This is a genomic window from Burkholderia sp. MSh2 (assembly GCF_000731655.1).
GTDB classification, from domain to species: Bacteria; Pseudomonadota; Gammaproteobacteria; order Burkholderiales; family Burkholderiaceae; genus Burkholderia; species Burkholderia paludis.
The window spans coordinates 32,183-42,833 of the sequence record NZ_JPGM01000078.1 but is presented as its reverse complement, the minus strand read 5'-3'; the positions used below and the strand labels follow the sequence as shown (position 1 = coordinate 42,833).

General features: G+C 66.6%; 11 protein-coding genes. 2 read left to right on the top strand and 9 right to left on the bottom strand.

Annotated elements, in window-relative coordinates:
* The coding region (locus GQ57_RS42485; protein ID WP_200880678.1) for an ESPR domain-containing protein at positions 1–960 on the bottom strand (960 nt) is incomplete at its 3' end.
* A 209-nt stretch (positions 961–1,169) separates the two neighbouring features.
* The gene (locus GQ57_RS43205; protein ID WP_160257582.1) at positions 1,170–1,340 is read right to left on the bottom strand and encodes a hypothetical protein; all 171 of its coding nucleotides are present in this window, start codon (positions 1,338–1,340) and stop codon (positions 1,170–1,172) included.
* Positions 1,341–1,752: 412 nt separating this feature from the next.
* Between GQ57_RS43205 and GQ57_RS33550 the strand changes: the two genes are divergently transcribed.
* Entirely contained in the window at positions 1,753–2,412 is a 660-nt protein-coding gene (locus GQ57_RS33550; RefSeq protein ID WP_031398353.1) for a response regulator transcription factor, read from the top strand.
* Positions 2,413–2,610: 198 nt separating this feature from the next.
* Here GQ57_RS33550 and GQ57_RS33545 read toward each other — a convergent pair whose 3' ends face one another.
* Positions 2,611–3,315, bottom strand: coding sequence for an SDR family oxidoreductase (locus GQ57_RS33545; RefSeq protein ID WP_031398354.1), 705 nt, complete (start codon positions 3,313–3,315; stop codon positions 2,611–2,613).
* Positions 3,316–3,449: 134 nt separating this feature from the next.
* Between GQ57_RS33545 and gcvA the strand changes: the two genes are divergently transcribed.
* Positions 3,450–4,343, top strand: coding sequence for a transcriptional regulator GcvA (gene gcvA / locus GQ57_RS33540; protein WP_034200112.1), 894 nt, complete (start codon positions 3,450–3,452; stop codon positions 4,341–4,343).
* Positions 4,344–4,359: 16 nt separating this feature from the next.
* Here the strand turns inward: gcvA and GQ57_RS33535 are convergent, their stop codons facing one another.
* The 6 genes from GQ57_RS33535 to GQ57_RS33510 all read right to left on the bottom strand — a co-directional run bounded on the left by GQ57_RS33535 (position 4,360) and on the right by GQ57_RS33510 (position 9,798).
* Complete coding sequence (locus GQ57_RS33535) at positions 4,360–4,947, bottom strand: pyridoxamine 5'-phosphate oxidase family protein (protein WP_034200111.1); 588 nt, start codon at positions 4,945–4,947, stop codon at positions 4,360–4,362.
* A gap of 102 nt (positions 4,948–5,049) precedes the next feature.
* Complete coding sequence (locus tag GQ57_RS33530; protein ID WP_031398357.1) at positions 5,050–5,241, bottom strand: hypothetical protein; 192 nt, start codon at positions 5,239–5,241, stop codon at positions 5,050–5,052.
* 12 nt (positions 5,242–5,253) lie between these two features.
* Positions 5,254–6,453 (bottom strand): aminotransferase-like domain-containing protein, encoded by a 1,200-nt coding sequence (locus tag GQ57_RS33525; protein ID WP_034200110.1) that lies wholly within the window; start codon positions 6,451–6,453, stop codon positions 5,254–5,256.
* Between the two features lie 326 nt (positions 6,454–6,779).
* A complete protein-coding gene (locus GQ57_RS33520) occupies positions 6,780–7,739 on the bottom strand; it encodes a hypothetical protein (RefSeq protein ID WP_034200109.1) in 960 nt (319 codons plus the stop codon).
* Positions 7,740–7,845: 106 nt separating this feature from the next.
* Complete coding sequence (locus GQ57_RS33515) at positions 7,846–9,489, bottom strand: DUF2334 domain-containing protein (RefSeq protein WP_031398360.1); 1,644 nt, start codon at positions 9,487–9,489, stop codon at positions 7,846–7,848.
* Positions 9,490–9,501: 12 nt separating this feature from the next.
* Positions 9,502–9,798: a hypothetical protein gene (locus tag GQ57_RS33510; protein WP_031398361.1), complete on the bottom strand. Its 297-nt coding sequence runs from the start codon at positions 9,796–9,798 to the stop codon at positions 9,502–9,504.
* Between the last annotated feature and the right edge of the window lie 853 nt (positions 9,799–10,651).

The following is a 10,651-nucleotide window of genomic DNA, read 5'->3' as shown; positions in this document are numbered from 1 at the left end:
GCCCGCCCCCGGCCCCGTCTCGAAGCCGACGCTCGTGCCGCCGTTGCCGCCCGAAATGACACCGGTGTTGGACACGCTGCCCGAATTGACCAGCACCCCCGAGCCGCCGCCGCCGCCGCTGCCGATATCGCCGCGGCCAAAGCCCGGCATACCGCCGTTGCCGCCGTTGCCGCCGGCGACCTTGCCCGAGTTGGAGAGGGTGGCGGAATTCACCAGAATCCCCGTGCCGCCGCCGCCGCCGCCGCCTCCGTTGGCGCAGATACATGTCGGATTGGAACCGCCGCTCCCCCCATCGCCGCCGTTCCCGCCGGAGATCGTTGAAGTGCCGGCAATGGAAATCACGTCCCCGGCATTGAAGATGGCGGCGGCGGCTCCGCCGCCTCCGCCACCGGGAGCGCTCCCGGTATAGCCCAAGGCGGAGCCTGTCGCACCGGTAAGGCCGTTGTTGCCCACGAAGGTACCGTTCACGGTTGTCGTGACGCCGGGCGCGACACCGCTACCGCCCGCGCCCCCTGCGCCGCCGGCCCCGCCCGCAGCACTGCCGGGAAGATAAAGGGCAGCCCCCGTCCCCCCCGCTGCGCCCGAACCCGCGGCCGATGGAACCGTTGGTCCCGAGGGCGGCATGCCGCCGGGCGCCGACAACACGCCGCCGCCGCCGCCGCCGCCATCGCCGCTCCCGCCCTGGCCGCTCATGGACGACGTTCCGCCTGCCGCGCTCTGCGCATGCACGAGCGGCGCCGACCCGATCAGCCCGAGCGCAAGCACGACCGCCGTGACCCGGCACGCGCCCGGTTGAAATGACATCATGTTCGACAGGAAACGGGGCGATTCAGACGCGTCGGCCTCAACCGTTCCATCCGCACGCTTGCTGCTCTTGCTCCCCTGTGCCCGTGCCAGTTCCGATACCACCTGGAACATCCCCTGACTCGTATTCCAAACGATCCGGTAAACATGATTCATTACTAACCCCATTTCCTATTGACGTATTTTTTATAAATTTGATTCGCCGACCGGCACTTGAATGTCCAATCGTGATATTCGGCACTGCGAGACAAAAACGCGTACACGCAAACGATTTACTATTGAAAACCGCCGCGATTCACTCAAATCATTTCATTGGCCTTTCATCGCCGTCATTTCTGCTTACGGCTCATTCCGGGCGCTTGCCGTCAGTGAACGACAAAGAGCCGGCCTCTTTCTGCAAGGCTTTTTTTGATGGTTTCTTCCGGAAGCCGAAGCATATCGAGGCCCGTCATGCGGAACCTGACAAATCCTGACATCCCCGACACCCCGCCGGCCATCGCATTTGATTCGCGGAGATCGATTCGAATACGGGTCATCTTTAATTTCTCGAATTCATCTGTAAAACCCGTTTCCTTTCAATTCAAAAACGATCGTCGCGGCGACTCGATGAAGGATTGCCGCCGAAGCGGCCTCGCCGCAAGCGATGGCGGTGCCGGCTCCGCCGTTCCCCGGCGTGCGCCTGTCGGCCGCTTGCCGTCACCCGGTCGTTCTGCATGCCTTACAAAATGAAAGAGCGACGCACGGCCGCTTCGGTGCCGCGCGGCTAAAGTTTTTGCGCATGCATACCGTAATAGAGGGGCGTGCCCACGGCGGGTTCTCTCCGTTCGCACGCGGCGCGACCCTCGCCCGCCAGTCGGACTCGACCGGCATCCCGGGTTGCGCCGCAGCGCTTCAGCGAAGCAGGACGAGAACGTGTAAGGCGGGGAGGTACAAGTGCACGATGGCGTGATGGGGAAGGTGCTTCTGCTCGACGATGAGGTCGAACTGCGCGAGGAAATTGCCGCTTTCCTGCGCAAATGCGGCTGGCTCGTCAGCGAGGCCGGCACCATCGCCGAGTTTCGGCAGCTCGCCATGCACACCGACATGGCGATCATCGACGTCATGCTGCCGGACGGCAGCGGTTTCGACGCGGCCGCATGGTTGAGAGCGCAACGGCAGGGCTGCGGCATCGTCATGCTGACGGCCCGCGGCGAGACGCTGGACAAGGTTTCCGGCCTGAAGGGCGGCGCCGACCACTACATCGTCAAGCCCGCGAAGCTGATCGAACTCGACGCCACCCTGCATGCCCTGAGCCGCCGGGTGGTGGCGAACTGGCGACTGGATCGCCAGGCCTTCGCGCTGTTCGCGCCGGATGGAAAGCGCCTGGATGTCTCCGGCAGCGAAATCAGCTTGCTGGAACTCATGGCGCGACATCCGGCCAGGCCCGTCAGCCGCCGGCAGATCGCCGAGACCTTCGGCTACGACTGGATCGATTACGACGAGCGCAGGCTCGAGGCCGTGGTGAGCCGCCTGCGGCGACGCTGGCGCAACGAGCTGGGATCGGACCTTCCGCTCCGGACCGTCCACCGCGAGGGCTATACCTTTGCCGAGCCGCTGTCGCTGGGTTGAGCATCGGCGGCAAACGAACCTGCCGCGCGCGGGATCGCACGCTGGCATTCAGTCCGGCGCGCCCGCGTCACGCGGCGCAGCCCGTGCGAACGATCCGATCCATCCGGGAGTTATCCGGTTTGCAGGCGTGCGCAGCGACCGCGTGCGGTCACTGCGCGGCGAGCGGCCGGCCGAGGCGGCCGCCCGCCCGGGCGACGCTCACAGCGCCTTGACGATCGCGCCGTCGACGCGGATGTTCTGCCCGGTGATATAGCCCGCGCCGTCCGACAGCAGGAACGCGACCGTCTTCGCGATCTCGCCGGTCTTGCCGAAGCGGCCGGCCGGAATGCGCGCGACGATCTCCGGCGTTTCCGGCCAGCTGTCGATGAAGCCCGGCAGCACGGCGTTCATGCGGATGTTCTCGGCCGCATAGCGCTCCGCGTAAAGACGCGTCCATGCGCTCAGCGCCGCGCGCAGCGTCGACGAGACGGGCATCGGCTGCTCGGGCGCGTCCGCCGCGAAGCTCGAGATGTTGACCACCGCGCCGCCGCCCTGCTTCTGGAAAATCGGCGTCACGCGACGCATCACGCGCACCACGTTCAGCAGGATCAGGTCGAGCCCCGCGTGCCAGTTGTCGTCGGTGATCGCCAGCAGGTCGCCCTTCGGCGGATGCCCGGTATTGTTCACCACCGCGTCGATGCGGCCATGGCGCGCCATGGTCTCCTGCACGAGCCGGTCGATGTCGGCCTCTTCCGTCACCGAACCCTGGATGCCGAAGCCGCCGAGTTCCTCGCCGAGCGCCACCGCGCTGCCCGACGGCGACATCAGCGCGACGCGATAGCCCGTCGCCGCCAGTTCGCGCGCGATCGCCGCGCCCATGCCCTTGCCCGCCGCCGTGATCAACGCCACTTTTTCTACAGTCACGATTTGCTCCTTGATCGATTCCTGCCGCCGCGCAGCCGCCGTTCGGCCCGCCATGGTGGTAATGTAGACGCATCGATGACGCCTGTCGAACCAGTATTTCTGCCTCCAGACAATAGTTTTTCTACATCCTGAAGATGCCGCTCCGCCCATCCCGCCTGCCGCCGCTGAATGCACTTCGCGCGTTCGAAGTGTCCGCGCGGCACCTCAATTTCCGCGCGGCGGCCGACGAGATCGGCGTCACGCAGGGCGCGGTCGCGCAGCAGGTGCGCCACCTCGAGGACGTGCTTGGGCTGAAGCTGTTCGAGCGCCTGCCGCGCGGCCTCGCGCTGACGCACGACGGCGCCGCGTATTTCTCCGACGTGCAGCGCGCGCTGCACGCGATCGCCGACGCGACCGACAAGCTCGTGAAGCGGCGCGCCGCGCTGACCATCAGCACGACGCCGTCGTTCGCGTCGAAATGGCTGATCCCGCGGCTCGCGCTGTTTACCGATGCGCATCCCGACTACGACGTGCGCGTGATCGCCGACCCGCAGATCGCAACGTTCCGCCACGACGGCGTCGATCTCGCGATCCGCTACGGCAAGCCGCCGTTCGGCAAGCATCTCGCCACACATGCGCTGTTTCCGCTCGACGTGTGCGCGGTGTGCAGCCCCGCGCTGCTGGCCGCGCCCGCGTCGCCGCGCGCGCTCGCCGGCCAGGTGCTGCTGCACGACGCGCACGACCTGTGGCCCGCGTTCCTCGCCGCGATGCCGGAGCACGTCGACATCGATCCGCACAAGGGGCTGCGCTTCAACCAGACGTCACTCGCGATCGACGCGGCCGTCGCGGGCCAGGGCATCGCGCTCGCAACCGATCCGCTCGTCGAGCGCGACATCGCCGCCGGCCGGCTGTGCAAGCCGTTCGATTTCGCGTTTCCGCTGTCGGTGGGGTTCTATCTCGTGTATCCGGCCGAGCGGCGCGATGACGATGCGATCGTCGTGATGCGCGAATGGATGATCGCGCAGGCGGCGTCGGACGGGCAGCCCTGAGCGGGCCGCGCCGGGGTCACGGCGCGATCCAGCGGCTGTCGTCGCCGCCTGCGCGCAGCTCGAATACCGCGCGGCGATGCCCGGTGCGCGCGAGTTCGAGCCAGTCGATGCGCGTGACCGTCATCCGGATCAGGCAGAAGTTTTCGTAGCCGTCGCCGGCCGGCGCGGCGCCGTCGGCGTGCGCGGCTTGCGGCGATTCGATCGGCGTGCCCGGCGGCAACGGTGCGCGATACAGCAGCAACGTGTGAGGGCGGCTCGACGCCCAGATCGCGCGCCGCTGCGCTTCGTCGTCGCAGAACGATGCCACGCCTTCCGCGCGAATCTGCACGAGCGCGTCGAGATCGGCCGCGACGATCGAGAGGCGCGGATCGCGGCGCAACTCCGCGACTTTCTCCGACCGCACGTCGGTATGAAACGACAGCGTGCGATCGGCGCGGCTCGCCTGGCGCAAAACGATCGTGCGCACCTTCGGCGCGCCGTCGAGGCCGAGCGTGGCCGCCTGGAGCATCGTGAACGGCGAGCGCCGGGCGCTTGCGCCGGATTCGAGGCAGGCCCACAGGCGGTCGTAGGTCTGCTCGAGCGATTCGAACGGGGCGTCGGGCATGGGCGGGCGATGAGCGGACGTGTTTCGATCGCGCAAGCTTAGCGGATTGCCCCGGCGGCGGCTCGCCCGCGACGCGGCCCGCCGCGCCGGCGCCGGCGCCGGTCAGTTGTAGCCGAGCACGACCGAGGCGGCTTCGCCGGCCTCGGCCGCCGGCTCCGCGCCGAACCGGCCGAGCACGTCGGCCACGTATTGCGGCCCCGCGCTGATCTGCGACGACCGGTGCGCGACGGGCCGGCTGTCGGCCGCGCCCGGCGCGGCGCCCGTCGATGCGGAATCGTTGACGGTGAGGTTCATCCCGATCTCTCCTTACGCGGCCAGCGCCGCACCGTACGCGCGCACGAGGCGCGCGACGCCTTCCCGGATCGCGTCGACATCCGGCGCGGCGAACGACAGGCGCAGCGAGGCCGCGTCGACGTTGTCCGCGAAGAACGCCTTGCCCGGCACGAACACGACCTTGTTCGCGATCGCCTGTTGCAGCAGCACGTCCGACGACACCGCGCCGAGCCGCGCCCATACGAACATGCCGCCTTCGGGACGATGGCATTCGATCGCGTCGCCGAAACCGTCGTGCAACGCGTCGTACATCGCATCGCATTTGCGGCGATAGGCCGCCGCGATGCGCGGCAGATGGCGTTCGAGCGCGCCGTCCGCCAGATAGTCGGCGGCGATCGCCTGCGTCCAGGGCGTGCTGCACAGGTCGACCGTCTGCTTCGCGATCACGCAGCGCCGCGCGATCTCGGCCGGCGCGATCGTCCAGCCCACGCGCAGCCCCGGCGCGACGATCTTCGACAGGCTCGCGAAGTGCACGATCCAGTCGCGCGCGCCGTCCACCTCGTCTGCCAGCGCGAGCATCGACGGCACGGCTTCGCCCGCGAAACGCAGGTCGCCGTACGGATCGTCCTCGACGATCAGGAAACGGTACTGCACCGCGAGCCGCAGCAGCTTCAACCGCCGCTCGCGCGTGAGCGTCGCGCCGGTCGGGTTCGCGAAGGTCGGGACCGTGTAGAGCAGCTTCGGCTGCGCGATCGCGCCGGACGCGAGCTGGTCGCCGAGACGATCGACGTCGAGACCCGCGCCGTCGACCGGGATCGTCGCGATGCGCGCCTGCTGCAGGCGCATCGCCTGCAGCGTCGCCGGATAGGCGGGCTGTTCGGTCAGCACGAGGTCGCCGGGCGCCACCATCACGCGCAGCAGCAGGTCGAGGCCCTGCTGCGAGCCGGTCGTCACGAGCAGCTCGGCCGGCGTGCACGATGCGCCGCGGCGCGCCATCAGCGCGATCAGTTGCTGCTTCAGTTCGACGAGGCCGTCGGTCGGGCCGTATTGCAGGCAGCGCACGGGCTGCGCATACGCGCGCGCGGCCGCGGCGTTCAGGCCGTCGACGTCGAACAGATCGCTGGCCGGATAGCCGCCCGCGAACGAGATCATGCCCGGTTCGGACAGGTACTTGAACAGTTCGCGGATCGGCGAGCCGGCGGGATTCTGGAATGAGGAAGTGAACGCGTACATGTCGTCGAGAGCTGGAGGGCACGGGGCCGGGATAGCCGCCGGGTGCCGGCCGCCGTGGCGCTTCCGGCGCACGGCGGTGAAATCGAGCCACGATTGTCGAGAGTCATTAACGCGTCGGCAAACGATATCTATGCACTAGGTCTTGCGGTTTGGTCATCACTTGGGGCATGGCGGAACACTACGGGCCGTGACGTGCGCGGGCGTGTCGACGCCGAGTTCCGGGCGCCCGTTCGCGCCGACGGCACGATCCGGCCGATCGTTTCGCGCGGCGGGCCCCTTTGCCGGCCCAGCCGGCCCAGCCTGCCCTGCCTGCCGGGCGCGCCGGGTCAGCGCGCCGGATCAGCGAGCCCGGCCGGCGGCCTCGCCGTCCACGCGGAAAGCGCGCGCGCGAGATCGTCCGACACATAGTGCGGGCCGTCGAACAGATAGACCGGATAGCCTCGATACGCGAGCAGTTGCCGGCCCAGCTCGTCGGCGCTGGCCGCGCGGAACCCGCCATGCTCGGCCGGCCGGAACGCCTCCGCGATGACCCGCACGCGTCGCTTGCCCAGCCTTGCAACGAGTTCGTCGACGTAGGTGCGCGCGACATACGGCTCGCGGGCGTAGACGCCGCAACCGTCCTGGAAGAACACGCCGACGTCGGCGGGCAGCCACGCCGCGAGCCAGTCGGCCAGCGCCTTTCCGCCGATATTGGTCTGGTCGTACACGCTCACCCAAAGCGGACGGGGCAGCCGCTGCAGGACGGCGGCGAGCCGGGGCGCGTCCTGCCAGGTCGGATCGATCTCGACCGGGAAGTAGTAGCCGGTCACGTGCAGCGGGACCGATGCGCGCGCCACGTCCAGCGACTGCGCGGCGAGTGTCTCCAGATGGGTGCGCGCCCGCTTCTCGTCCTGGTAGCCGGCCAGCCCGAGGATCACGTTGGCGGCCCACGGCTCGCGGCCGATGCGCGCCCAGTCGGGCACGTGCGCCGCCGCCGGGATGCCGGTGCCGGCGAGATACGCGGTATCGTCGACGACGGTCCATTGAATCAGCAGGTCGCGTACGCCGAGCACCTGCCAGTGGCCGACCGGATTCGTCGTCGCGTTGTCCAGCTGCCAGACGATGCCGTCGGCCTGCACGTCGTGCGCGGTCCAGCTGCAGGCGGCCACGACGAGCGACGCGCCGAGCGCCGCGAGCGACGCCGCCCGGCGCGAACGCGGCGCGCCGGCGGGCGGGCGCGCCGGGCGCCTGCGCCGGCCCATGCGCTGCCGGATCCTGCGCAACATCGCGATCGCATACGTGGTCATCGCCGGCTCCCCGCAAGCATGCCTGCGCGTCATCGTAGCGGCCCGGATACGAACGTGCGACCCGCGTTGCCGCCGCGGGTCGCACGAAGCTGCCGTTACGCCGTCGTCACTTGGCCGTCGTGCCGTCCACCCACTTGTAGCCGAGGTTCGTGATGCCGGAGATGAGGCTCTGGAAGTCCTGGTACGCCGGCAAGTTGAGATCGGGCTCGAGCCAGTACGGATGGAAGAAGAACGACGCGAAGCCGTCGCGCACCGCCAGGCCGTACTGGGCATTGGTGACGAGTTGCTGCCACGTGTACGTGATGCACGAGAACTTGTCGATACTGCAGATATCGTACTGGATGCTGCCGAGGTTCTCCGGAATGATCCGTTCTCCGTAGTAATCGGAGTTGATGATGTACGGGAAGAACTGTCCGGCCGAGAAGTCCTGGTTGGCGGCGCCCGTCCCGAGTTGCGGGTTGGTCGCGGTGTAGTACACGGCCCGCTGGAACGTGGTGGTAAACGTCGCGGCCGTCGCCGTCGCCGCATCCGGCGACATCTGGTACTGCGGCGCGGCCCAGCCGACCACCTTGTAGCCGTTGGTCGTGAACTCGGCCAGCCCGTCGGCCATCCTGCCTTCCGCCCATTGCACGGAATCCTCGTCGACCGGCCGGTTCTGCACCGCGTACCAGAACTCGTAGTCGCTGCCGCTCACCGCGTTCTCGACATTCGGCGTCGAATCGTACTGGTGCGTATAGCCGTGCATGATGATCGATCCGCCGTGCGCCAGCGCATAGTTCAGCGCACTCTTCAGGCCCGTGGCCTGCGCCAGGTGGATCGTCTCCGCCACGCCGCCGTTGTAGTAGCCGTTCGGGTCCGTATACAACGGGATGGTGGCCATCGTGAACGGGATCTTCTTCGAGTACAGGTAGTTCGTCAGCTGCTGCATCGAAGTGGTCGTCGTATAGGCGTCGAGATCCTCCAGCCGGACAAGTGCGCGATGATTCACCGCCGCATTGGTCTGCAGGATGTCATGCAGGATGTCGCATATCACCAGGTAGCGATCCGTCGGTCCGATGTACGAAAACGGCACGTCCGCGAAATACCAGAAGTTGCCCGAGCGCATCACGTACGGCGTCGAGGCGCCGCTCTGGCTGTTCGTGATGGTGACGAGCGCCTGCGCCTTGGACGTATTGAGAATCTGCGTCAGTCCGACGTCCGGGTCCGCGCTGATGACGCCGGTCGACGAGTTATAGGCGTAGTACTTGACCATCGACAGGTTCTTGTACGTGACCGTATCGTAGAAGCCCGGGTTCGGATTGCTCGCCGATGGCGTCGCGTTCATCCCCGCGAGGCCGAGAAAGCTGAACCCGAAGGTCTGGTTGAACGTGTAGGCCGTGTTCCATGCCAGCTGCCACAGGTTGTACTTGAACCAGACCACGGTCTTGGTGGTGGTCATCACGTCGCTCATGAACGCCGTCGGAATCGGGTTGTTGTAGTAGTCGCCGATATAGAACGTGACGTCGTGGCTGCCGACCATGCCCGCCGTGTAGTTCTGTATCGGCACCAGGTCGATCGTTGCGTTGAAATGCCCGAGCAGGTTCCTCAGCATGATGCTGTACATCAGGCCCAGCTTCGAATACGGGTCGTTGGCCGGATTGTCGTACAGCACGAGCGTATGGGCGGTGGTGGCCTGCGCATGCGCGGTGCCCGGCAAGGTCATTTGCGCGAGTCCGGCCAGCAGGGCGATGACGATCAAGATCTTTTTCATGGCCGCTTCTCCCTAGTCGCGTTCCACGTTGCCGCCGGTTTTCTTGACGGAGCTCCGGCTGAATGGCGGGCGCCCCGATTCCTTGTATGCCTTTTCCCAGTCCTCGTCGGACATGCCGGCCTTCACGTTCATGTGAGCGGAGCCGTTCGGCAACGGCGGCGGCTTGATCTTCGAGACCGACGTCTTGCTGGTCTCCTGCGCATGCGCATCCTGAACGACGACCGCGAATACAAGCGTGGAAATCAATGCGACGACTGATCCGACGGTGCTCAACCCGTTTCGAAGCAATTGGCCGTGATGAGAATTCATGATTTTCATCCTTTGATATGCAAAATACCTTCACCTCATTAAAGGAACGAGCACGTCGAAACGCCATCGGCAATCCATGACGTCATGTCGTGATTTTTCACTACTCGATTGATAACAGACGAATAAATCCGGGCGGTGATGGTTCGACATTCAAGCTAGAACCGTACCATCCGTCGCAAATGAGTACAGGACAAGGCGACGAAATCGACACATCGATGCGCTTCTGAATTGCATCGGCAAAACGTTTCAGCGATGCAACGCAACTGTCCGCGAGAATTTAATCGGAAGAACGCGCAAGGCCTGCTCGTACGATTCAGGGAAAACCAGTTATCCGCTGCGTTTTTAAAATGGCCGTGCGGCAATCGCGCCGGGCTGCATGCGCGCGCAACGACACTCGTCGTGCCGAATGGTCGGGTCGAACACACCCCGTCCGGCATGCGACCGGCGCAAGCGCGCGCCGATGTCGCGTCGCCCGCGTCCATCGCACCGCGGCGCGCGCGAATGCGACATTTCATCAGGCCGGTCGGCCGCGTGTTTCAGCACTGAAACATTTGGCGCGGCTCCGGCGGAGCGCGCCCGGGCGGCACGCGCCGACGCCCGGAACGCCAAGGGCGACGCGGCGATGGCGCACGACTTGCTTCATCGGCAGTGTGTAACGGAGACGGTGCGCGGGGCGTATTGCGCAAGTGCCGGACGAAGAACGGCGGCACGCGTCGACGCATGCAGGGGCGGAAGCAAACAGTCGGGACACCGGCTTTCAACAAGTCATCCACCGAACGCGTTGCATCGATCGCGATGTCGCGTGACGCACACCATGGTGTGGACATGACGGGGCGGCGAGGACGAGGAGCGT

Excerpts from the sequence above, each read along its gene's own strand:
- GQ57_RS43205 (WP_160257582.1), bottom strand. The coding sequence starts at position 1,340 with ATGACCCGTATTCGAATCGATCTCCGCGAATCAAATGCGATGGCCGGC.
- GQ57_RS33550 (WP_031398353.1), top strand. The coding sequence starts at position 1,753 with ATGGGGAAGGTGCTTCTGCTCGACGATGAGGTCGAACTGCGCGAGGAA.
- gcvA (WP_034200112.1), top strand. The coding sequence starts at position 3,450 with ATGCCGCTCCGCCCATCCCGCCTGCCGCCGCTGAATGCACTTCGCGCG.
- GQ57_RS33535 (WP_034200111.1), bottom strand. The coding sequence starts at position 4,947 with ATGCCCGACGCCCCGTTCGAATCGCTCGAGCAGACCTACGACCGCCTG.
- GQ57_RS33530 (WP_031398357.1), bottom strand. The coding sequence starts at position 5,241 with ATGAACCTCACCGTCAACGATTCCGCATCGACGGGCGCCGCGCCGGGC.
- GQ57_RS33525 (WP_034200110.1), bottom strand. The coding sequence starts at position 6,453 with ATGTACGCGTTCACTTCCTCATTCCAGAATCCCGCCGGCTCGCCGATC.
- GQ57_RS33520 (WP_034200109.1), bottom strand. The coding sequence starts at position 7,739 with ATGACCACGTATGCGATCGCGATGTTGCGCAGGATCCGGCAGCGCATG.
- GQ57_RS33515 (WP_031398360.1), bottom strand. The coding sequence starts at position 9,489 with ATGAAAAAGATCTTGATCGTCATCGCCCTGCTGGCCGGACTCGCGCAA.
- GQ57_RS33510 (WP_031398361.1), bottom strand. The coding sequence starts at position 9,798 with ATGAATTCTCATCACGGCCAATTGCTTCGAAACGGGTTGAGCACCGTC.